Origin of the sequence: Pectobacterium odoriferum, assembly GCF_009931295.1 — a bacterium.
Taxonomy (GTDB): domain Bacteria; phylum Pseudomonadota; class Gammaproteobacteria; order Enterobacterales; family Enterobacteriaceae; genus Pectobacterium; species Pectobacterium odoriferum.
Window position 1 is genome coordinate 2,493,303 of the sequence record NZ_CP034938.1, and the last position, 22,552, is coordinate 2,515,854.

Here is a 22,552-nt window from a genome sequence, read left to right on the forward strand (position 1 = left end):
ACGCTGACTACCGCGCTATTACTTTTTCAGGCTACCGACCATCTCTTCCGGTCGAACCCACTCATCAAACTGTGCTTCGGTGAGGTAGTTCAGTTTGAGCGCAGCCGCCTTCAGCGTTAGCCCTTCTTTGTGCGCTTTTTTGGCAATTTCTGCCGCTTTATCATAGCCAATATGCGTGTTGAGCGCGGTCACCAGCATCAGCGATTCGTTCAGCAACTGAGTGATGCGATCGTGGTTCGGTTCAATCCCCACCGCACAGTGCTCATCGAAGCTCTTCATGCCATCAGCCAGCAGGCGAATCGATTGCAGGAAGTTATGAATCACCATAGGGCGATACACGTTCAGCTCAAAGTTACCAGACGCCCCGCCGATATTTACCGCGACATCGTTACCCATCACCTGGCAACACAGCATCGTCAGTGCTTCACACTGGGTCGGGTTGACCTTGCCCGGCATGATGGAACTGCCTGGTTCGTTTTCAGGAATACTGAGCTCGCCAATACCACAGCGCGGACCAGACGCCAGCCAGCGTACATCGTTAGCAATCTTCATTAACGATGCGGCCAGCCCCTTCAAAGCACCGTGCCCGTGAACCAATGCATCACAGGTTGCCAGCGCTTCAAATTTATTCGGCGAAGTCACAAACGGTTGACCGGTGAGCGTCGCCAGCTCAGCCGCCACGCGCACCGCATATTCAGGATGCGTGTTTAGCCCTGTTCCGACCGCGGTGCCGCCCAGCGCCAGCTCACAAATGTGCGGCACGCTGTTCTCGATATGCTTCAGGTTATGCTGCAACATCGCGGCCCAGCCGGAGATTTCCTGCCCCAGCGTCAGCGGCGTGGCATCCTGTAAATGCGTACGACCGATCTTGACGATATCCTTAAACTGCTCCGCCTTGGACGCCAGCGTGGCGTGTAACGCTTTCAATTCAGGAATCAGGTGTTCGTTGATCGCGACAACAGCGGCGACATGCATCGCCGTCGGGAAGACGTCGTTGGAACTCTGACTTTTGTTGACATCATCATTGGGATGAACCAGCCGATTGTTGCCCCGCTCTCCCCCCAGCAGTTCACTGGCGCGGTTCGCCAACACCTCGTTCATATTCATATTGCTTTGCGTGCCAGACCCCGTCTGCCAGATCGCTAACGGGAACTCCCCGGCATGCTGGCCTGCCAACACTTCGTCCGCCGCCTGAATAATCGCATTTCCCCGATCGGCAGGCAGAAGCGTGAGATCCATGTTGACGCGGGCCGCCGCTCGTTTGGTTTGTGCCAGCGCATAAATCAGCGCACGTGGCATTTTCTCTTCAGAAATACGGAAGTGTTCCAGCGATCGTTGCGTTTGTGCGCCCCATAACCGTTCAGCAGGAACATCAATCGGTCCCATTGAGTCTTTTTCACTACGCGTCGTGCTCATTACCTTTCCTCCTTAAAATACACATTCAACTAGTAGAAGACATCGAATCACATCGCTGAGCCTATTCTGATAACACTCACTGGCCTTATCGCGCTTATTGGTCTACTAACACTGTCTGGTATCGCGCTACATAAAACATTACCATGAAGCGAAGAAGATGCAGTGTATTCATAATCACTCAGGTAATTAACAGCCAGCATCACAGAAATTAACAATTAATGTAATAGCAGGGAGCCGACATGCAAAAAATGCTCAATTGCGTCCAGCACTACGCCTGGGGCAGCAAGTACGCCTTAACTGAGCTATATGGCATTGATAACCCTAACGATTTACCAATGGCAGAACTTTGGATGGGCGCCCATCCTAAGAGCAGCTCGGCGATTATTGATGAAAAAGGCAATACCCGCAGCCTGCGTGACGTGATTGCAGAAGACGCGACCGTCCATCTTGGCGCAACGATCGCGCAACGTTTTGGCGAATTGCCCTTTTTGTTTAAGGTCTTGTGCGCGGAACAGCCGCTTTCCATTCAGGTTCATCCCAGTAAATCATCGGCAGAACAAGGCTTTGCGAAAGAGAATGCCGCGGGTATCCCGCTGGATGCGGCCGAAAGAAACTACAAAGACGCCAACCACAAACCGGAATTGGTCTACGCATTAACGCCCTTTCAAGCCATGAATGGGTTCCGAGAATTATCTGAAATTGTGCAGTTGCTGGAGCCGGTTGCCGGTGCACATCCGTCAATCACCGCGTTTTTACAACAGCCCGACGCGAAGAATCTCGCCATGCTGTTCACTAACCTGCTGAGTATGGAAGGTGAGCAAAAATCGCGCGCGCTCGGCGTATTGAAAGCCGCGCTAAATAGTCAAAATGACGAGCCTTGGGCGACCATCCGCGCGATCACACAATACTATTCCGACGACAGCGGATTGTTCTCCCCACTGCTGCTGAACGTCATTACGCTTCAACCCGGCGAAGCCATGTTCCTGTTTGCTCAAACGCCGCATGCTTATCTGAAAGGCGTGGCATTAGAAGTCATGGCAAACTCGGATAACGTGCTGCGTGCCGGGCTAACGCCGAAATACATTGATATTCCAGAGCTGCTGGATAATGTCGTGTTTGAAGCCAAACCCGCAAACCAGTTGCTGACGACACCACACCGACAGGGTAATGAACTCAGCTTCCCGATTCCTGTTGAGGATTTTGCTTTTTCGCTGCACGAACTGAGCCAGAGCCCACAGTCGCTCAGCCAGAACAGTGCCGCCATTGTATTTTGTATTGACGGCCATGCCGTCCTGCAAAAAAATGAGCAGAGGCTCTCGCTACGTCCGGGAGAGTCCTGCTTTATTTCTGCCAGTGAATCACCGATAACGGTTGAGGGACAGGGGCGTCTCGCTCGCGTATTTAACCGATAATTCGTTCCATACGCTATTGTTAACCGAAAAAAGTTACCTGCGTATCACGTTGAAAGTTAACCGCGTTTCGCGTTGAAAACGCGAATTTTTTTACTAAAGGATGAATAAAAATGAAGAAGTCGTTAGTCGCCGTAGGCGTTATTGTTGCTCTGGGTGCTGTTTGGACCGGCGCATCCTGGTACACCGGCAAACAGATGGCTCAGCAAATTGATGGTTTTACCGATACGCTGAATACTAAGCTCAAACAAGCCTACCCGAACTCGGGGCTGAAAGTGGTCTATCGCGACTATAAAGGCGGCGTATTCAGCAGCACCCTGGCCTATGTTTTACAGACAGACGGCACAGCAAAAGGTGCACAGTTCCTTGCGCCCGGTGAAGAACTGGTCTTCAACGAAACCGTGTCTCACGGGCCATTCCCGCTAGCACAGCTCAAGAAATTCAACCTCGCACCGGCGATGGCTTCCGTTCATACCGAGCTGGCCAACACACCAGCAATTAAAGCCTGGTTTGAGCTGACGAAAGATAAACCGTTCTTTACATCCGAAACTCGCGTCGCTTACAGCGGTGATACGCAGTCACTCGTTACGTTGGCCCCTATCGACCATCAGTCGCCAGAACAGAAATTTTCCTTCAGCGGCGCGCAAGCCTTGGTGGATATCGGGCACGACCTGCGCAGTAGTAAGCTGGATACCACCATCAGTAGCGTGAAGATGGAAAGGAAAAATGCCTGGGGACAAACAGAGAACGTCGATCTCACCGATTTCTCCATCAAGGGAACCAATCAAAAAGGCAAATTCGATCTTGATTTAGGTGATGGCAATCTGTCCTTCAAAACGATGACGTTTACCGTAGAAGGTGGCGAACCCGTTACGTTGAACGACTTCTTTTTGCAAAGTAGCGCAACGGAAGATGATAAAAATCTGGCGGGCAAAATGGCCGTAACGCTAGGATCGTTAATCATCGGCGACCGTAATCTGGGTTCTGGTAACATCAGCATGTCCATTTCACAGCTTGACGGCGCGGGTACCAAACAGTTCCTCACCGCCTATCAGGAAAAAGTGCAGAAACTGTTGCAGGATCCGACCGCTATCGATCCTGACGCTTATCAGCAGGATATCGCCATGTCTGTTCTGCAATATCTGCCACAGTTGCTGAAGGGCAACCCAAGCATTGCCATCTCCCCGATCAGTTGGAAAAACAGTAAAGGCGAAGGAACGTTCACGCTGGCGCTGGATTTAACCGATCCGTTGCAGAGCACAGATAAAGTGAACGATGCCCCCCTCTCGGATGAAGAAAAAATCATTCGTCAGTCGGTCAAAAAACTCGATGCCAAACTCAACCTGCCGCTGGATATGCTGGCGGAATTGATGGTGCAGAGCGGACCAAAAACGACCAACGCGGAAGAGCAAAAGCAACTCGCTGACATGGCGAAACAACAGGTTGAAGCGATGGCCCAGATTGGTGAGGGTAACCAACTGAGCGTCACAAAAGACAACGCCATTACCAGTTCACTGCACTATGCCGATGGCCAAATTGATTTCAACGGCAACAAAATAGCGCTGGCTGATTTCATCGCACCGTATTTCTCCATTCCAACGGAAGAAGGTGAAGAGTCTCTGCCTGGCGCACAGGAAGAACCCGTCACACCACCGGCACAATAAGTCAGCACATCGTATGACGTGCTAACACACACGGTGGCCGCACTTGCCGCCACCGTTTTTCCTGCCCTACCTCTCCAGTTTGATTTTGAGATAACACCATGTCCGCGTTGAAACCCTTCATGGAAGCCCATCAGGCCGCGATCTATTTTGTTGCCGTGATCGCGGCAGTGGCAGCAGCTCTGGCACTGCCGGGAACGGAGCAACTGGATGTCGTGATTAATCCAGCGCTGGCGCTGATGCTGTTTGTCACGTTCCTGCAAGTGCCGCTGACCACGATCGGAAAGAGCATCACTCAGGTCAGATTCATCGGCGCGTTGCTGACGGCCAACTTCATCGTGATTCCCTTGCTGGTCGCGGCGCTGTTGCCCTTCCTCCCCGCCGATCCGCTGGTGAAGCTGGGCATCATATTGGTGTTACTCGCCCCCTGTATTGACTACGTGGTGACATTCGCGCATCTGGGACGGGCCGATGCTGCCCGCCTGTTGGCCGCAACGCCTATTTTATTGATGTTGCAAATGCTGGCTTTGCCCTTCTACCTGACGCTATTTCTCGGCCACGAGGCCGCCGGACTCATCGCTTTTGCGCCCTTTATCGACGCGTTTATCTGGCTGATTGTCATACCTTTAGCGCTGGCCGCCCTTCTGCAATGGCTAGCCGCGCGACAGCGCACGATGGCGACATTTGCGGATGTATTAGGCTATCTTCCCGTTCCGGCTACCGCTCTGGTGCTGTTTATCGTCGTGGCGGCGGTCATTCCCCAACTGCGCATCACCTGGGCATCGGTGTTACTCGCGGTGCCGTTTTATCTGCTCTTCGCGCTGCTGGCACCGCTGCTCGGTTGGTTCACTGCCCGCGCGTTCCGGTTGGATTCGGCTAGCGGGCGTGCCGTGGCCTTTAGCGCCAGCACGCGCAACGCTCTGGTTATTCTACCGCTGGCGTTGGCAATACCGGGCGCACTGCCGCTACTTCCAGCCGTGATCGTCAGCCAAACGTTAGTAGAATTGCTCAGCGAACTCATTTATATCCGGGCGATACCTAAGTTGAAGGTCCGTTCTACGGGGCAGGGAAAGCAATAACAGCTTGTTTTTGCTTAAGGATTGTTCAGAGTGGCTGAATTTCGGCGGTAACCGTTGGCTATTTACCACGATTTCTTTTTATACTTTGTCGTATGAAAAACAGTAATCAGACAATAACATGATGATTGATTCACTCCTGCCGTTAACGGATATCCACCGCCATTTAGATGGTAATATCCGTGCCCAGAGTATTCTGGATCTAGGGCGCCAGTACAATATAGCGTTGCCAGCCAGCGACATTGAAGCGCTCCGTCCCCACGTTCAGGTCACCCAAAACGAACCTGACTTACTGAGTTTTTTACAAAAACTTGACTGGGGCGTGGCTGTACTTGGTTCACTGGATGCCTGCCGCCGCGTAGCTTACGAGAACGTTGAAGATGCCATGAAAGCTGGGCTGGATTACGCAGAACTGCGTTTCTCTCCTTACTATATGGCGATGAATCATAAGCTTCCGATTGCTGGCGTGGTTGAAGCGGTGATCGATGGCATTACCGCAGGCAGCCGTGATTTCGATACCGATATCCGTCTGATTGGCATCATGAGCCGGACATTCGGCACCGAGGCCTGCCAGCAAGAGCTGGACGCCCTGCTGTCCCAGCGCGATCGCATCGTCGCGCTCGATCTGGCAGGTGATGAATTGGGTTACCCCGGCGCACAGTTTACTTCTCATTTCCGACAAGCCCGCGATGCTGGCTGGCACATCACGGTTCACGCAGGTGAAGCGGCCGGGCCGGAAAGTATTTGGCAGGCGATTAACCATCTGGGCGCAGAGCGCATCGGACACGGCGTAACCGCCATTATCGATCCCCGCCTCATGACACACATGGCGGAGCACGGGATCGGCATTGAATCCTGTCTGACCTCTAATATTCAAACCAGCACCGTAGAATCACTGGATAAGCACCCGCTTGTCCACTTCCTGCGCTATGAAATCCCCGCCACCATCAACACGGACGATCCTGCCGTTCAGGGCATAGAGATTCGTCACGAATATGAAGTCGCGGCCCCACTTGCTGGCCTGACAGCGGTAGAAACTCGCAAAGCGCAGGAAAACGGCCTGAACATTGCGTTTATCAGCGAGCAGGAAAAGCAGCAGCTACGTGAAAAGGTTCTGCGTAAACGCGGTGCCACACAGTAGCGTGTATCTCCGAGCCATAAAAAACGGCTAATTTTTGTTAGCCGCTTGATACGCTCTTGTTAAAAATAAATTACAGAGATCAGCTACTTGGATTTTCTGAAGATCACTGTAATAGATTATTTCTTGTATTTTCGCGCAGTTACAAACGATGGTTACAAATGACAACGCCCTCGGCCTGTGTAAGACCGAGGGCGTTTTGCATGATACGAGAGACCGATAATCTCTTACTGGCGAGACGTATCCTGTTCCTTGTTGATCCGTTTGGCATAACGCTGAGCCAAAGCAGCGCAGACCATCAGCTGAATTTGGTGGAAAATCATCAGCGGCAGTACCATCGCACCGACAGCGGCGGCAGGAAATAGCACGTTTGCCATCGGAATCCCATTCGCCAGGCTCTTCTTCGAGCCGCAGAATACGATAGTGATTTCATCGGCCGTGTTAAAGCCCAGCTTACGGGCAACCAGCGTATTCACCACCAGCACAATCGCTAGCAGCACTATCGAACAACCGACGACGGCAAGCAATGACCAGGCGTTGATCTGCCCCCAAATCCCCTGCACAACCGCTTCGCTGAAGGCGACATACACCACCAAAAGAATCGATGACCGGTCAGTAATATTAATCAGCTTACGGTTACGTTCAACCCACTTGGCAATCAACGGACGAGACAGATGGCCAATCACGAAAGGCACCATTAACTGCATGATAATAGAGCCAATAGCGTGCAGCGTATCCGTTTCTCCCCCTTGCGTATGCATCAGCAAACCGACCAGAATCGGCGAGAGAAATACGCCCAAAATACTGGATGCCGAGGCGCTACAAATCGCTGCAGCGACGTTACCGCCGGCCATTGAGGTATAAGCAATTGCCGACTGCACTGTCGCCGGTAGCGCGCACAGATAGAGGAACCCCAGATACAAGGTTGGCGTCAGCACAACTGGCGACAGCAGGCTCATGCCGATTCCCAGCAGCGGGAACAGAATAAACGTGCTGGCAAATACCACCAGATGCAAACGCCAGTGCCCCATGCCGGTGGTAATCGCTTCACGCGATAGCTTCGCACCGTGCATAAAGAACAGCAGAGCAATCGCCGCGGTTGTCAGGTGCTCAAAGAAAACCTTCACGGAGCCTTCCGCAGGAAGAACCGACGCCGTCACCACTACCAAAATCAGAACCAATAAGAACTTATCAATGCGTAACCGTTGTAACCACCCCATGCCCGACACCTTTCCCCTAGCCTGTTATCCGCCGAATGAACACCCTAACAAGACAGGCGATCCGAAGATCGCCTATTTAAACAAGCCAGTAACTATCTGGAATAAAACGCGGTAAATCTAGCTATTTTTCAGCGTAACGGCTTTTTTCTGTTCGTGGGAAAGCAGCCCTAGCTCGATCAGTTCCATCACCTGAATCGCCTGATGCACGCTGACGGGGTTTTCCCCCTTGCCGAGCAGCGCATCGCGCACTGCCGCATAGTAAGCCGGATAGTTACCCGGAATCGTGGCGATGGTTTGTTCCGCCGTTATGCCGTCACGAGACAGCGTCAGCACGCCATCGTGCTTATCCTGCCCCCAGTCGGCCAGTGGTGGACGTTCGCCCGCTTTCAGACGATCTTCCTGCGGATCGAGCCCGTATTTGACAAAGCTGCCGCGCGTACCATGCACGGTATAGCGTGCAGAAGCCGCCGCCACCAGCATGCTGGCGTGCAGAATGACCCGACGTTGCGGGTAAATCAGCGTCGCGTGGAAATAATCGGTGGCCTTACTGCCCGGCCTTAGCTGCGCCATATCCACCTGAATCGCCACCGGCAAGCCAAACAGCTCCAGTGCCTGATCCAGCAAGTGTGGCCCAAGATCGTACCAAATCCCGCTGCCTTCGCTGCCGTCTTCACGCCAGCGCTGACGAACCTCGGGGCGGAAGCGATCGAAATGTGACTCCATATACACCACATTTCCTAACGTCCCCGCCGCCAGCAGCTGTTTCAGCGTCAGAAAATCGCTGTCCCAGCGGCGGTTATGGAAAACAGAAAGCATTTTTCCGACGCGTTCGGCAATCGCACCCAGATCGTGTGCTTGTGACAACGTCACTGTGAAAGGTTTATCGACGACAACATGTTTGCCCGCTTCCAGCGCCTGTTTCGCCAGCGGGAAGTGTGTGTCATTAGGGGTAGGAATAACAATGAGGTCAATATCGGGATCGTTAAATAACGCCTGAGGATCTTTCTCTACTCGCAGATTTGCCCAATCTGCATGCACTTTTTCAGCACTGCTACTGGACACAGCCACCAGTTCCATACCTGCCGTACCAACAATTAACGGCGCGTGGAATGTCTTACTGGCATAACCGTAGCCCAGCAGTCCAACACGAACGGTCTCACTCATGACGATTCCCCTTAGCTTATTTTGACTTTGTGATTTCTCACTCAGTATATACCCGTCATCCGCCAGATTGCAGAGAGGGATAATAGCCAGGGGAATCTGATGCGTTTGAGTATGTCAGCCGCTCACGGCGCTGGATATCCGTTCTTCCCACGCCACGGGCAGCGTTTTGGCCGCCGGATAGTTGATTTCACTGCTGCGACGGCGGAAATCGCTGGGGCTGACGCCGACCCGCTTACGGAACACGCGTGAGAAGTACAGCTGATCGTCATACCCCACCACGCGACCAATATTGGCGATGGATTCCTGCGTCGTCTGCAATAACAACTTGGCGCGAATCACGCGCTGATCTTCACGCCAACGCAGAATGTTAATGCCCACCTGCTCACGGAACAGGTGCGCCAGCCGTGACGGCGACAGGCAAACGTGCCGCGCGACTTCATCAATACGTAATTCTCCGGCCAGATTGCTGGTAATAAACTGGCAGGCTTCAATCACGCGCGGATCCATGATTTTCTGCGGACTCTGTGGGTCTTCTTCCATCGCTCGAAGCAACAGGCGTTCCAGCAAATTCATGCCCAACTCTTCCGAAAAACGCCGTCCAGAACGCTGTGTTTGCTCGATATTGGCAAACAGCCGGTCGAATTCCAGCAGCAGTTGGTTATTCGGCAGACTCATACGGCCAATACCGCAGCTTTTGGTATGCCATTCCAACCAGTCGGCCCAGTAAGCGCGTGGACGAAAATAGACCCAGCGGTGATACCAGCAGTCGCTGCCAGACGAACGACCATAAAAATGCTTCGATTTAGGCGGAAACAGCAGCAGATCACCGGGATTACAGAAAAAGGTCTCATCACCATCAAAGACCTGTCCCTGGCCCTTCATGGTGAGGTTAATGATGTAGCCTTTCATCCCATCGGGACGGTCGATAAAGAAATCGAGCGGCCCTTCTGCCAGAATCGGCGTCAGACCTGCCACCAGGTAAGCGTTGAACGAATATCCCGGCAGCAGCGGATTAGGCTGAGATTCATGCGCCATACGGTGATACATCGAGCCTCCGGTACACGCTAGTAATGAGAGAAAGCGGCAGAGTTATTCATCTGCCTCACGGGCATTTATACCGTTTTCTTCGCCAACTGCTTGTAGCGGTCGAAGATAACCGCTGCTAGCAGAATCAGACCACGCACCACATACTGGGAAAACGGCGAGATATTCAGCAGGTTCATCGCGTTCTCTACCGTACCTAAAATCAGCACACCAGCCACCACGTAGGAAATCTTACCGATCCCGCCTTTCAGCGATACGCCACCCAGCACACAGGCAGAAATCACGATCAGCTCATACCCGATGGACGTCATCGGTTGGCCGCTGGTCATGCGCGATGCCAGAATGATCCCCGCCGCCGCCGATACCAAACCGGACAAGGCGAAAATGATGATCTTGGTACGGACTACCGGCACCCCGGCCAGACGCGCCGCCTCTTCATTGCCCCCAATCGCCAGCGTATTGCGGCCAAAGGTGGTTTTGTTCAACAACAGGCCAAACAGAATCATGCAGCCGATAGTGATCCAGATTGGCGCTGGCAAACCCAACCAGTTGGCATAGCCCAGTTCGAAGAAGCGCTCATCCTCAATCCCTACCGCTTTACCATCGGAAATGATGTATGCCAGTCCGCGCGCGATCTGCATGGTTGCTAGCGTGGTGATCAGCGCGTTAATCTTCAAACGGGCAATCACGAAACCGTTGAGTAAACCGAACGCCACGCCCAGCAGCAGCCCGGCACTGATACCGATCCACAGACTTTCACTGATATTGATCACCACCGCCGTTGCGACACCAGCGCAGGCGATGATGGACGCTACCGACAGGTCAAAGTCACCGGAAGCCAGACAGAACAGCATCCCACAGGCCACCATACCGGACATCGAGATCGCCAGACCCAACCCTTTCATATTGATAAATGAGGCGAAATTCGGGACAAAAATCGCACAGCCAAGAAACAGCACGGCAAACACCACCAGCATGCCGTAGTTATCCCAAATGCGGGACAATCCCATACCGTTTTTCTTCTTTTCTGAGGTTGCAGACGTAACCGTTGACATTATTGTGCTCCTTCGCGGTCAGGCAACCGCAGATTCAATATCGGGGGTTCGTAACATAGCCAGACTGAGCACCTGCTGCTCCGTAGCATCGGTATGCAGCAGCTCGCCGGAGATGGCACCTTCGCGCATAACGATAATTCGGTCGGCCAGCCCAAGCACTTCTGGTAAATCGCTGGAGGCAAACAGCACCGCGATCCCCTGATTCGCCAGTTCATAGATGACATGATAAATTTCGTGCTTCGCGCCGACGTCGATGCCGCGCGTAGGTTCATCGAGCAAAATGACCTTCATCTCTTCGGACAGCCAGCGGCCAAGAATGGCTTTTTGCTGGTTTCCCCCAGAAAGATTCATAATCAGCTGTTCATCGGACGGCGTTTTGATGTTCAACGCCGCAATGCGCTTCGAGGCGTTATCCGCCTCCCACTGGTTATTAATAATAAAACCGGCTTTCAGGCTTTTGCGCCTTGCGCTGATATTGATGTTGTCACGCACCGAGTGCACCGGAATGATACCGTCCGCCTTGCGATCTTCCGGGCAGAGCATCACGCCCTGGCGAATCGCATCGATGGGAGAATTCACCACCAGCGGTTTGCCATCCAACAACACCTGACCACTGGTGATTTTGGTCGCGCCAAACAGCCCTTTCATCAGTTCGCTGCGGCCAGCCCCTACCAAACCAAATAGCCCAACAATTTCCCCTTGCTTCACGTTCAGGGAAACCGTGGATTTTACGCCCGGCGCTTTCACGTCTTGCAGCGTCAAACGCGCTTCGCCGTGCGGACGCGGCGCATAGCCATAGATATCCCCCAGGTTACGCCCTACCATCGCCTGTACCAACGACTCATGGTTCACCTGCTGCATATCGTCAAACGTGCGCACATAGCGACCATCTTTGAACACGGTGATGGCATCGCTCAGTGCAAAAATTTCTTCCATCCGGTGTGAAACGTACAAAATGATCCGGCCTTCACTGCGCAATTCCTTAATTACGCGGAAAAGCTGCTCGATTTCACGGGCAGACAGCGAACTGGTCGGTTCATCAAAAGCAATAATCTTGGCGTTACGAGCTAGCGCCTTGGCGATTTCCACCATCTGCCACTGCCCGATAGAGAGGTATTTCAGCGGGGTATCAGGGTCGATATCCAACCCCAGATGCTGCAACTGAAGTTTGGCTTCATAGCGCAGCAGCGAATAGTTCACCATGCCGTATTTATGCGGCAGTTGACCTAAATAGATGTTCTCGGCGACCGTCATTTCCGGCACCAGATGCAGTTCTTGATAAATGATGGCAACGCCCGCATTCAGGGCATCCATCGTGTTGTTAAACTGCACGGGCTTGCCCTGAATATGAATTTCGCCCGCTGACGGTGAATAGTTACCGCTCAGGATCTTTAACAGCGTCGACTTGCCCGCTCCGTTTTCCCCCATCAATGCATGGATCTGGCCGGCATGGCAGGAAAAACTGATATCCGAAAGCGCCTTAACACCGGGAAATTCTTTACCAATCCCATGAAACGACAAATAGGGTGACTGTGCTGTCATGTCTGTTTCCTCATAACGATGCAGGTAGAGCGCGGATAACCTCGACCAGCGTCATGCTGACCGGCGTTATCCGCGTCTTTACGAAATCAAGCGTGATTACATCAGGCCTTTCTTCTCCAGTTCGACCTTAAAGTTGTCACGCGTGATCAGCACCACGTCGGTCACTTCGGTGAATTTCTCCGGCTCCACGCCTTTGGTGACCCAATCATTCAGCATCTGGATACTCTTGTAACCGTGGATATCCGGACTTGGTAGTAGCGAGCCGAAGAAGCCCGTTGCCTGACCTTTGGACAGTTCGCTGACTGCATCTACGCCGTTGATACCGATACCAATCACGTTGTCCGCTTTAAAGCCCTGACCTTCCGTTGCACGCACGCCACCCAATACGGTGTTGTCGTTCATGCCGATAATCAGCCAGTTTTTCACGCCAGGGTGCTGAACCAGCATGGAGTTAGCGGCGTCAAACGCACCGGGGATATCGTTAGATTTGGTCGGTACTTTGTAGATTTGTTTTTCTGGGAACCCTGCGGTTTTCAGCGCGTCCATAGAGCCAGACGTGCGGCGACGTGCGGTATCCAGCTCATCAGCGGTAATCGCCATCACGGCGGTTTCCTCTACTTTCCAGCCGCGTTTGTTCATCTCTTTATACAGTTCCTGACCCTGACGCTCGCCAATTTTGGTGGCCGCCATCATTACCAACGGCACGGTATCCATCGGCTGGCCTTTGGCATTCACGAACTGGTCATCAACCGCGATCACTTTCAGATCGTAGCTGCGCGCTTTCGCCATAATCGCTGGCCCCAACTTCGGATCAGGCGTACAGATAACGAAGCCTTTCGCGCCACTCGCCGCCAGGCTGTCGATCGCATTCAGGGTCTTTTCACCATCAGGAACCGCGATTTTTATCACATCAAAACCAAGGTCTTTTCCTGCTTTATCAGCGAATTTCCATTCTGTCTGGAACCAGGGTTCTTCCGGCTGTTTAACCAGAAAGCCCAGCTTTATGTTCTCTGCCATAGCTGATTGTGACATAACAGCAGCCAACCCGATTGCTGCCAGCACCTTAGTGAATTTATGCATGATGTTCTCCGGTATAATTATCTTTTCATTCGTCAGCAACGCTGAAACGAGTTCGAGTTCCTGGTAGGGTATTTCCGGTCCGGATAAAGGAAAAACACAGACTTAGCACGATTCCTTTACTCAGTAGCATTCAGACGCTTTATGTTTTAGTCGTTATTTCTGGCGAGAATATAGAGCTTTATCACATCTCGGAACAATGACAGGTTTGTGCATACATTTAGCAAATTTAACCAATCATTAACCTTTGACCGGCTTCACAAAATGGCTGTAGGCGACAGAAAAATACATACTTCCAGCTAACCGCTCCTAACCGCCTCTGGCTGTCCCTGCCTATCGTAAACAGCAACGATCTGGGATTAATGAGGAGCAAAGCATGGGTGCGGGCGCTATTACGATTGGCCTCGACTTCGGCAGTGATTCGGTGCGCGCCTTAGCCGTTGACTGCCAAAGCGGGCAAGAGCTGGAAACCGAAGTGATCTACTACCCCCGCTGGCACGAGGGTAAATATTGTCAGCCTGCCAACAATCAGTTCCGACACCATCCGCTGGACTACATCGAATCGCTGGAGCAGGCGGTTAAGGTCGTGGTTTCTCGCCTGACGGACGAACAGCGGCAGAGCATCATCGGTATTGGCGTGGATTCGACTGGGTCAACCCCTGCACCGATTGATGAACACGGCCAGATCCTGGCGCTACGCCCCGAGTTTGCCGACAACCCCAATGCGATGTTCGTGCTGTGGAAAGACCACACGGCAATAGAAGAAGCAGAAGCCATTAACGCGCTATGCCACAGCGGTCAGTTCCCGGATTACACCCGCTATATCGGCGGCGTTTACTCGTCTGAGTGGTTCTGGGCCAAAATTCTACATGTCTCGCGCGACGATAAAGCCGTGCGTCAGGCCGCGGTTTCCTGGATCGAACTGTGTGACTGGGTGCCCGCCCTGCTTTCCGGCACGCAAGCACCTGCCGATATTCGCCGTGGCCGGTGCAGCGCCGGACACAAATCCCTCTGGCATCCGAGCTGGGGCGGACTGCCGCCGAAAGATTTCTTGCACGCGCTCGATCCCTGCCTGACCGAAACATTGCAGTACCCGCTGTTTACCGATACCTGGACGGCCGAACAACCGGTCGGCATCATCACCGCAGAGTGGGCGCAGCGGCTCGGCATCCCCGAAACGGTCATTCTGGCGGGCGGCGCGTTTGACTGCCACGTTGGCACCGTCGGCGCGGGCGCACAGCCGTATACACTGGTCAAAGTGATTGGCACGTCCACCTGCGACATTCTGATCGCTGACGATGCTCGCATTGCCGATCGCACCATCGCCGGTATCTGTGGACAGGTCGACGGCAGTGTTGTTCCCGGCTATATCGGCCTCGAAGCCGGACAGTCCGCTTTTGGTGATATGTACGCCTGGTTTGGACGGCTGCTGGGCTGGTCGTTACAGGAAGCGGCGAAAGACCATCCTGAACTCAAAACATCACTACAGGCGATGGAAGCCAAACTGCTGGAGCGACTGACCCACAGCTGGGCAGAGAACCCCACGTTGGATCATCTGCCTGTCGTGCTCGACTGGTTTAACGGCCGTAGAACGCCATTTGCCAACCAGCGACTAAAAGGCGTGATTACCGATCTCAATTTGGGGACTGATGCCCCCACGCTGTTCGGCGGTTTTATTGCCGCGACGGCCTTTGGCGCGCGCGCGATTATGGAATGCTTTGAAGATCAGGGCGTTCCCGTCGAGAACGTGCTGGCGCTGGGCGGCATCGCGCGGAAATCCCCCGTCATCATGCAAGTGTGTACCGACGTGATGAATCGTCCCTTGCAGATCGTCGCCTCCGACCAGTGCTGTGCACTTGGCGCGGCGATCTTTGCCGCCGTCGCCGCTGGCGTTCACGGCGATATCCCAACGGCACAGCAGCATATGGCCAGCGGTATAGCGTGCACCTTAATGCCAGACAGCCAGCGCGTCGCCCGTTATCAGCAGCTCTATGAGCGCTATCAGCAGTGGTGCCGCCTCGCGGAACCGGTCTATAGCTCAGCGTCTACGGCAAAAAACTAATTTTTATCCCTCTGGGGATCACGTTACAGGAGTCATCATGGATCATTTTAAGCAGCTTGAAGTCTGGTTCGTCATCGGTAGCCAGCATCTCTACGGGCCGGAAACATTACGTCAGGTAAAAGAGAACGCAGAAAAAGTCGTCGCCGGATTGAATCAACAGGCCAACCTGCCGGTTAAGCTGGTGCTGAAACCGCTGGTGAAAACGCCGGACGAAATTCTGGCACTGTGTCGCGATGCCAACTATCAGGACAACTGTATCGGCCTGCTGACCTGGCTGCATACCTTCTCTCCGGCCAAAATGTGGATTGGCGGCCTGAGTGTACTCAGCAAACCACTGCTGCAATTCCACACCCAGTTCAATGCCGAAGTGCCGTGGGACACCATGGACATGGATTTCATGAACCTGAACCAGACGGCGCACGGTGGACGTGAATTTGGCTTCATCGGTGCCCGGATGCGGCAGGCTCATCAGGTGGTGGTCGGCCACTGGCAGGATAAGAACGCCCATGCGCGTATCGGCAAATGGATGCGGGTTGCCGCCGCCATTCAGGAAAGCAAACAGCTGAAGGTCGCGCGCTTTGGCGACAACATGCGTGAAGTCGCCGTCACCGAAGGCGATAAAGTCGGCGCACAGATCCAATTCGGCTACTCCGTCAGCGCCTGGGGTCTAGGCGATTTAACCGCCGTGGTCGATGCCGTATCCAAAGGCGATATCGATGCGTTGGTCGAAGAATACGAAGCCAGCTACCAGTTAACGGACACGGTGAAACTCAACGGGGCTAACCGCCAGAATCTGCTGGATGCGGCACAGATCGAACTCGGGATGAAACGCTTTCTGGAGCAAGGCGGCTATCACGCGTTTACCACCGATTTTGAAAACCTGTACGGCTTGAAACAGCTGCCGGGCCTAGCTGTACAGCGTCTGATGCAGCAAGGCTACGGTTTTGGTGGTGAAGGCGACTGGAAAACCGCCGCGCTGCTACGCATTATGAAAGTGATGGCGGGCGGGCTGTCGGGCGGTACGTCCTTCATGGAGGACTACACCTATAACTTCCAGAACGGTAACGATCTGGTCGTCGGCTCCCACATGCTGGAAGTCTGCCCGACAATTGCAAAAGAGCAGAAACCGATTCTGGATGCGCAATACCTTGGTATTGGCGGAAAAGCCGACCCTGCCCGTTTGATTTTCTCAACGCCGGCTGGGCCGTCTCTCAACGCCAGCGTAATCGATATGGGTGACCGTTTCAGAATGTTGGTTAATCTGGTCGATACCATCGAACAGCCACGCCCGCTGCCGAAATTGCCGGTTGCCCGCGCCATCTGGAAAGCGCAGCCGTCGCTGGAAGTGGCGGCCGAAGCCTGGATTCTGGCTGGCGGTGCGCACCACACCGTCTTTAGTCAGGCGTTGGATCTCGAACACATGCGGCTCTACGCCGAGATGCAGAACATTGAACTGCTGGTGATCGACAACGAAACACGACTCCACGAATTCAAAGATACGCTGCGCTGGAACGAGGTGTACTACAAACTTTGTAGCCGCTAAGTCCGCTCTCAGGGGCAGATTAGCGTATAATCTGCCCCGTTATAGACCCTCATCATTTCACGCGTTGGTTTGCTATTGTCCTGCCGCCCGCCGTTGCCTTAAACGCCGCAGTCTTTTCTGTCAATCCGTTATTTTTCATTTTCATTTGTTTGTTGTTGAAAAATAAGCGTACTTTATTACATCGCCCTCTAGACAGGCTTTCTTGCTTGAATATACTTAGTCATCTCAACCACATAACTATTAGACCACTCGCCATGACCGCTAATGAGTATTTGCTCAAATTCAGAAAAGTCAGTTCAACAGAAAGTCTGGAAAAACTCTTTGATCACCTCAATTATTCTCTGACAGACAGTCAGGAAATCATCAACATGTATCGTGCTGCGGACCATCGGCGGGCTGAGCTGGCATCTGGCGGGCGCTTGTTCGATCTCGGCTGCGTGCCAAAATCCGTCTGGCATCACGTTCTGTAGTTGTTCGCAATAAAAAGAATAGTTATGCAATAATTTATTTCCGGGATATTACTCAGAACGCCAGCTCGTTACTGTATAATAGCCCGGCGCTTCTCTTATTAAGCGAATCTGACCTTCCGCCCCTTGAAGGGGACGGCGATACCCCTACTTTGGGTATGTTGTCGAAAACCCAACAATGCATGATAATAGTCCGGTTTTGTTTTCTAGGCACCGTAATGACCGAATACGCATTGCTCTTTGTTAGCATCCTTCTGGTAAATAATTTCGTCTTAGTGAAGTTTCTTGGGCTGTGCCCCTTTATGGGCGTGTCCAAAAAGCTGGAGACGGCGATTGGTATGGGAATGGCGACCACGTTTGTTATGACGTTGGGTTCCATGTTCTCCTGGCTGATCAACGAATTTATTCTCGTTCCACTCGATATTCTCTATTTACGCACCATGGCTTTTATTCTGGTGCTCGCCGTGGTGGTACAGTTCTCCGAGATGTTCGTGCGCAAGGTCAGCCCTGAACTATATCGCTTGCTGGGGATTTTCCTGCCGCTGATTACGACCAACTGTGCTGTGCTTGGCGTCGTTCTGCTCAACATCAACCTGTCACACGGTTTCCTGCAATCGACGATTTATGGTTTCGGCGGCGCGGCGGGCTTCTCGCTGGTGATGGTGCTCTTCGCCGCCATTCGTGAACGTCTCGCCGTGTCGGATATTCCCGCGCCCTTCCGCGGTTCGTCTATCGCACTGATCACCGCGGGACTCATGTCACTGGCGTTTATGGGCTTTACCGGACTGGTGAAATTCTGATGATCGCTATCTGGATTGCCATTGCGGCATTAAGCGCACTCGCGCTGGCATTCGGTCTGGTGCTCGGTTACGCCTCCCGTCGGTTTGAAGTCGAAAACGATCCGATCGTGGAAGAAGTGGAAGCCATGCTGCCACAAAGTCAGTGCGGCCAGTGCGGTTACCCTGGCTGTCGGCCCTACGCCGAAGCGGTCGCGCTGAATGGCGAAAGTATTAATAAATGTGGTCCCGGCGGCGAAGCGATGATGCTGAAGTTGGCTGAAAAGCTCAACGTCGATCCGCAGCCGCTGGAAGGTGATGCCGACGTTCAAGCTCCTGCACGCCATGTTGCCTGGATCGATGAAAGCAACTGCATCGGCTGCACCAAGTGCATTCAAGCCTGTCCGGTTGATGCCATCATCGGCAGTACCAAAGCGGTACACACCGTCGTCAGCGATTTGTGCACCGGCTGCGATCTCTGCGTCTCCCCTTGCCCGACGGACTGTATCGAATTACGTCCTATCGCACCGACTCCCGCTAACTGGAAATGGGATCTCGATACGATTCCAGTACGCGTTATTCAAGTAGAACGACATGCTTAAGCTGTTTTCCGCCTTTAAAAAAGACAGAATCTGGGATTTCGACGGAGGCATTCATCCGCCGGAAATGAAGACGCAGTCCAGCCAGATACCACTGCGCCAGATCCCGCTGCCAGAACAGTTCATTATTCCGCTCAAGCAGCATCTTGGCCCGGAAGGCGAAATCTGCGTCAGCGTCGGCGATAAAGTCCTGCGCGGTCAGCCGTTAACGCGGGGAAAAGGCCGCACCTTGCCCGTTCACGCACCGACATCGGGAACGGTGAACGCGATTCGTCAGCACACGACAGCGCACCCTTCGGGTCTGTCCGAACTCAGTATCATCATCGTGCCGGATGGCGACGATCGCTGGTGCGAGCGCCAGACCTTTACGGATTATCGCGCACAGAGCACCGACACCCTGCTTGCCCATCTGCATCAGGCTGGCATTGCGGGATTGGGCGGCGCAGGTTTCCCTACCGCAGCGAAGTTACAAGGCGGGATGCGCGGGATTGAAACCCTGATTATCAACGGCGCAGAGTGTGAACCCTATATCACCGCCGACGATCGACTCATGCAGGAGTGCGCCGAGGAGATTATTCAGGGCGTCGAGATTTTGTCATTCCTGTTGCAGCCAAAACACATTCTGATTGGGATCGAAGATAACAAACCGGAAGCCATCGGCGCACTGCGATTGGCCTTGGGTAAACGCAGCGACATGCAGCTGCGCGTCATCCCAACTAAGTATCCGTCAGGCGGTGCCAAGCAGCTCACCAAGATTCTGACTGGCAAGGAAGTCCCGTTCGGTAAACACTCCGCCGCCATTGGCGTACTGATGCAGAACGTCGGTACGGCCTTTGCTATCAAACGCGCCGTGATCGACGGCGAACCACTCACCGAACGCGTAGTGACGCTGACCGGTGAATCCTTGCGCCAGCCAGGCAACGTCTGGGCACGACTAGGGACACCGGTACGCCACCTGCTCAAACAGGGCGGTTTCCACGTCAATAAACAGCCGATGGTCGTGATGGGCGGGCCGCTGATGGGCTTTACCCTGCCGTCGCTGGATGTCCCTATCGTCAAAATCAGCAACTGCCTGCTCGCGCCGTCACATGCAGAAATGGAGCCAGTTGCTGAAGAACAGTCCTGTATTCGCTGTAGCAAATGTGCCGATGCCTGTCCAGCGGGACTCTTGCCGCAGCAGCTTTACTGGTTCAGCCGCGGGCAGGAACACGAAAAAGCTCGCAATCACCATCTATTTGACTGCATCGAGTGTGGTGCCTGTGCTTACGTCTGCCCCAGCAATATTCCGCTGGTGCAGTATTACCGTCAGGAAAAGGCCGAAATTCGGGCCATCGATGAAGAGGCACAGCGTGCCGCGCAAGCCAAAGTGCGCTTTGACGCTAAACAAGCCCGTCTGGAACGAGAAAAAGCGGCACGCGAGTTGCGCCATAAACAGGCGGCGGCTGGCGTATCCACCACGGATAAAGATGCCGTTCAGGCCGCACTCGAGCGCATACGCCGTAAGCAAACCGCCGCAACAGAGGTCGGTTCGCCAATCGAGGTAATCCCCGATGCACAACCGGATAACAGCGCGGCCATCGCCGCGCGCGCTGCCCGCAAAGCCTTAGCACGTGAAGAACAGCAGCGTGAAGAACGGGCGCAGCAGGAAACGCCAGCATCTGATGTTCCCTCTGCCGAGCTTGATGACCCACGCAAAGCGGCGGTAGCCGCCGCCCTTGCACGCGTTAAAGCGCGTAAGGCTGCACAGCAGTCTGAGGTAAGTACGGAAGAAGCGGCGACGCCTGCGGTTTCCAAGGTAGTGGCAGAACCGATCGCCATCGTGGAAGCACAAGAGCCAGACGATCCACGCAAGGCTGCCGTTGCCGCCGCTATCGCGCGAGTTAAAGCTCGTAAAGCCGCGCAGCAATCTGCAACAAACACGGATGAGCCGGTTTTATCGGCTGTCCCAAACGTGGTAGCAGAACCGATTGCCGTTGTTGAAGTACAAGAGCCAGACGATCCACGCAAGGCTGCCGTAGCTGCCGCTATCGCGCGTGTTAAGGCCCGTAAAGCCGCGCAGCAATCTGTAACAAATACGGAAGAACCGGTTTTATCGGCTCCCCCTGACGTGGTGGCAGAACCGATTGCCGTTGTTGAAGTACAAGAGCCGGAAGATCCACGCAAGGCTGCCGTGGCTGCCGCTATCGCGCGCGTTAAAGCTCGTAAAGCCGCGCAGGCATCGTCATATCAAGAGGAATAAATGGCTTTTAGAATTGCGAGTTCACCGTTTACACATAACCAGCAGCGCACACAGCGCATCATGCTATTGGTCATTCTGGCCTGTCTGCCGGGCATGCTGGCGCAGGTCTATTTCTTTGGTTACGGTAACCTGATTCAGGTTGGGCTGGCGTCCGCCACCGCGCTTATCGCAGAAGGCGTGACACTGTCACTGAGAAAGTTCGCCATACGCACCACGCTGGCTGATAATTCCGCCCTACTGACTGCCGTACTGCTCGGCATCAGTCTGCCACCGCTTGCGCCCTGGTGGATGGTGGTTATGGCAACCGTCTTCGCTATCATTATCGCCAAACAGCTGTATGGCGGTTTAGGGCAAAACCCGTTTAACCCCGCGATGATTGGCTATGTGGTGCTGCTGATCTCTTTCCCTGTCCAGATGACAAGCTGGCTGCCGCCCGCGCCGTTGCAAGCCATTCCCGTCGATTTCCATGATGCGTTAGTGATCATCTTTACCGGACACACGCCTGACGGGCACACCATGCAGCAGCTGATGCACAATGTTGATGGCGTCAGTCAAGCCACCCCGCTGGATACGTTTAAAACCAGCCTGCGCTCAGGACAAACGCCGCAGGACATTCTGCAACAGCCGATGTTTGCCCAATCGCTGTCCGGTATTGGCTGGCAGTGGGTGAATATCGGTTTTCTCATCGGCGGGCTGTTTTTGCTGATGCGCGGCACCATTCGCTGGCATATTCCGGTCAGTTTCCTGCTGTCGCTGATGTTCTGCGCCGCGCTAAGCTGGATCATTTCGCCGGAGAAATTCGCGCCACCGCTGCTACACCTGCTGTCGGGTGCCACTATGCTCGGCGCATTTTTCATCGCAACCGATCCCGTTACCGCGTCAACCACAAACCGGGGTCGTCTGATTTTCGGGGCGCTGATTGGGTTACTGGTCTGGCTGATTCGTACCTACGGTGGCTACCCGGACGGCGTCGCGTTTGCTGTTCTGCTGGCAAATATCACCGTACCGCTGATCGACTATTACACCAAGCCGCGCGCTTACGGCCACCATCGCTAAGGAGCATA

The 22,552-nt window shown here is 53.8% G+C and carries 18 protein-coding genes; 11 read left to right on the plus strand and 7 right to left on the minus strand.

Annotation, left to right across the window (positions count from 1 at the left end; translation table 11 throughout):
• Positions 1-18 precede the first annotated feature (18 nt).
• Complete coding sequence (gene fumC, locus EO763_RS11045; RefSeq protein ID WP_010296080.1) at positions 19-1,416, minus strand: class II fumarate hydratase; 1,398 nt, start codon at positions 1,414-1,416, stop codon at positions 19-21.
• Between the two features lie 239 nt (positions 1,417-1,655).
• Between fumC and manA the strand changes: the two genes are divergently transcribed.
• From manA to add, 4 genes are all read left to right on the plus strand, one after another.
• Complete coding sequence (gene manA / locus EO763_RS11050; RefSeq protein ID WP_161528974.1) at positions 1,656-2,828, plus strand: mannose-6-phosphate isomerase; 1,173 nt, start codon at positions 1,656-1,658, stop codon at positions 2,826-2,828.
• A 110-nt stretch (positions 2,829-2,938) separates the two neighbouring features.
• A complete protein-coding gene (locus EO763_RS11055) occupies positions 2,939-4,489 on the plus strand; it encodes a YdgA family protein (RefSeq protein ID WP_161528975.1) in 1,551 nt (516 codons plus the stop codon).
• Between the two features lie 98 nt (positions 4,490-4,587).
• Complete coding sequence (locus EO763_RS11060; RefSeq protein WP_161528976.1) at positions 4,588-5,565, plus strand: arsenic resistance protein; 978 nt, start codon at positions 4,588-4,590, stop codon at positions 5,563-5,565.
• A gap of 121 nt (positions 5,566-5,686) precedes the next feature.
• Complete coding sequence (gene add, locus EO763_RS11065) at positions 5,687-6,703, plus strand: adenosine deaminase (RefSeq protein ID WP_161530380.1); 1,017 nt, start codon at positions 5,687-5,689, stop codon at positions 6,701-6,703.
• A gap of 224 nt (positions 6,704-6,927) precedes the next feature.
• Here the strand turns inward: add and EO763_RS11070 are convergent, their stop codons facing one another.
• From EO763_RS11070 to EO763_RS11095, 6 genes are all read right to left on the minus strand, one after another.
• Complete coding sequence (locus tag EO763_RS11070) at positions 6,928-7,920, minus strand: bile acid:sodium symporter family protein (RefSeq protein ID WP_161528977.1); 993 nt, start codon at positions 7,918-7,920, stop codon at positions 6,928-6,930.
• A 117-nt stretch (positions 7,921-8,037) separates the two neighbouring features.
• Positions 8,038-9,084 (minus strand): oxidoreductase, encoded by a 1,047-nt coding sequence (locus tag EO763_RS11075; protein ID WP_103157293.1) that lies wholly within the window; start codon positions 9,082-9,084, stop codon positions 8,038-8,040.
• 114 nt (positions 9,085-9,198) lie between these two features.
• Positions 9,199-10,131 (minus strand): arabinose operon transcriptional regulator AraC, encoded by a 933-nt coding sequence (gene araC / locus EO763_RS11080; protein ID WP_161528978.1) that lies wholly within the window; start codon positions 10,129-10,131, stop codon positions 9,199-9,201.
• Positions 10,132-10,196: 65 nt separating this feature from the next.
• Positions 10,197-11,183, minus strand: a complete 987-nt coding sequence (araH, locus tag EO763_RS11085) for an L-arabinose ABC transporter permease AraH (RefSeq protein WP_039489480.1) — start codon at positions 11,181-11,183, stop codon at positions 10,197-10,199.
• A gap of 18 nt (positions 11,184-11,201) precedes the next feature.
• Positions 11,202-12,725 (minus strand): L-arabinose ABC transporter ATP-binding protein AraG, encoded by a 1,524-nt coding sequence (araG, locus tag EO763_RS11090; protein ID WP_161528979.1) that lies wholly within the window; start codon positions 12,723-12,725, stop codon positions 11,202-11,204.
• Between the two features lie 96 nt (positions 12,726-12,821).
• Positions 12,822-13,805 carry an arabinose ABC transporter substrate-binding protein gene (locus EO763_RS11095; protein ID WP_161528980.1) on the minus strand — a complete coding sequence of 328 codons (984 nt, stop codon included), beginning with the start codon at positions 13,803-13,805 and terminating at the stop codon, positions 12,822-12,824.
• Between the two features lie 373 nt (positions 13,806-14,178).
• On the opposite strand from EO763_RS11095, the gene EO763_RS11100 reads away from it, so the two are divergent.
• The 7 genes from EO763_RS11100 (at position 14,179) to rsxD (ending at position 22,544) form a co-directional block, all read left to right on the plus strand.
• The gene (locus EO763_RS11100; protein WP_161528981.1) at positions 14,179-15,864 is read left to right on the plus strand and encodes a ribulokinase; all 1,686 of its coding nucleotides are present in this window, start codon (positions 14,179-14,181) and stop codon (positions 15,862-15,864) included.
• A 37-nt stretch (positions 15,865-15,901) separates the two neighbouring features.
• On the plus strand, positions 15,902-17,407 hold the full coding sequence (gene araA / locus EO763_RS11105; RefSeq protein ID WP_161528982.1) for an L-arabinose isomerase: 1,506 nt from the start codon (positions 15,902-15,904) through the stop codon (positions 17,405-17,407).
• Positions 17,408-17,661: 254 nt separating this feature from the next.
• Positions 17,662-17,877, plus strand: coding sequence for a transcription modulator YdgT (ydgT, locus tag EO763_RS11110; RefSeq protein ID WP_161528983.1), 216 nt, complete (start codon positions 17,662-17,664; stop codon positions 17,875-17,877).
• Between the two features lie 215 nt (positions 17,878-18,092).
• On the plus strand, positions 18,093-18,674 hold the full coding sequence (gene rsxA, locus EO763_RS11115; protein WP_011093834.1) for an electron transport complex subunit RsxA: 582 nt from the start codon (positions 18,093-18,095) through the stop codon (positions 18,672-18,674).
• On the plus strand, positions 18,674-19,252 hold the full coding sequence (gene rsxB / locus EO763_RS11120; RefSeq protein ID WP_010296123.1) for an electron transport complex subunit RsxB: 579 nt from the start codon (positions 18,674-18,676) through the stop codon (positions 19,250-19,252). Before rsxA ends, rsxB begins: the two co-directional genes overlap by 1 nt.
• Positions 19,245-21,488 carry an electron transport complex subunit RsxC gene (gene rsxC / locus EO763_RS11125; RefSeq protein ID WP_161528984.1) on the plus strand — a complete coding sequence of 748 codons (2,244 nt, stop codon included), beginning with the start codon at positions 19,245-19,247 and terminating at the stop codon, positions 21,486-21,488. Before rsxB ends, rsxC begins: the two co-directional genes overlap by 8 nt.
• Positions 21,489-22,544, plus strand: a complete 1,056-nt coding sequence (rsxD, locus tag EO763_RS11130; protein ID WP_161528985.1) for an electron transport complex subunit RsxD — start codon at positions 21,489-21,491, stop codon at positions 22,542-22,544. It begins immediately after the preceding gene.
• Positions 22,545-22,552: the final 8 nt, after the last annotated feature.

Coding starts and splice junctions, on each gene's coding strand:
- araC (WP_161528978.1), bottom strand. CDS start 10,131: ATGTATCACCGTATGGCGCATGAATCTCAGCCTAATCCGCTGCTGCCG.
- add (WP_161530380.1), top strand. CDS start 5,687: ATGATTGATTCACTCCTGCCGTTAACGGATATCCACCGCCATTTAGAT.
- rsxA (WP_011093834.1), top strand. CDS start 18,093: ATGACCGAATACGCATTGCTCTTTGTTAGCATCCTTCTGGTAAATAAT.
- araH (WP_039489480.1), bottom strand. CDS start 11,183: ATGTCAACGGTTACGTCTGCAACCTCAGAAAAGAAGAAAAACGGTATG.
- fumC (WP_010296080.1), bottom strand. CDS start 1,416: ATGAGCACGACGCGTAGTGAAAAAGACTCAATGGGACCGATTGATGTT.
- manA (WP_161528974.1), top strand. CDS start 1,656: ATGCAAAAAATGCTCAATTGCGTCCAGCACTACGCCTGGGGCAGCAAG.
- EO763_RS11075 (WP_103157293.1), bottom strand. CDS start 9,084: ATGAGTGAGACCGTTCGTGTTGGACTGCTGGGCTACGGTTATGCCAGT.
- ydgT (WP_161528983.1), top strand. CDS start 17,662: ATGACCGCTAATGAGTATTTGCTCAAATTCAGAAAAGTCAGTTCAACA.
- EO763_RS11060 (WP_161528976.1), top strand. CDS start 4,588: ATGTCCGCGTTGAAACCCTTCATGGAAGCCCATCAGGCCGCGATCTAT.
- EO763_RS11055 (WP_161528975.1), top strand. CDS start 2,939: ATGAAGAAGTCGTTAGTCGCCGTAGGCGTTATTGTTGCTCTGGGTGCT.
- rsxC (WP_161528984.1), top strand. CDS start 19,245: ATGCTTAAGCTGTTTTCCGCCTTTAAAAAAGACAGAATCTGGGATTTC.
- araG (WP_161528979.1), bottom strand. CDS start 12,725: ATGACAGCACAGTCACCCTATTTGTCGTTTCATGGGATTGGTAAAGAA.
- EO763_RS11100 (WP_161528981.1), top strand. CDS start 14,179: ATGGGTGCGGGCGCTATTACGATTGGCCTCGACTTCGGCAGTGATTCG.
- rsxD (WP_161528985.1), top strand. CDS start 21,489: ATGGCTTTTAGAATTGCGAGTTCACCGTTTACACATAACCAGCAGCGC.
- EO763_RS11095 (WP_161528980.1), bottom strand. CDS start 13,805: ATGCATAAATTCACTAAGGTGCTGGCAGCAATCGGGTTGGCTGCTGTT.
- EO763_RS11070 (WP_161528977.1), bottom strand. CDS start 7,920: ATGGGGTGGTTACAACGGTTACGCATTGATAAGTTCTTATTGGTTCTG.
- rsxB (WP_010296123.1), top strand. CDS start 18,674: ATGATCGCTATCTGGATTGCCATTGCGGCATTAAGCGCACTCGCGCTG.
- araA (WP_161528982.1), top strand. CDS start 15,902: ATGGATCATTTTAAGCAGCTTGAAGTCTGGTTCGTCATCGGTAGCCAG.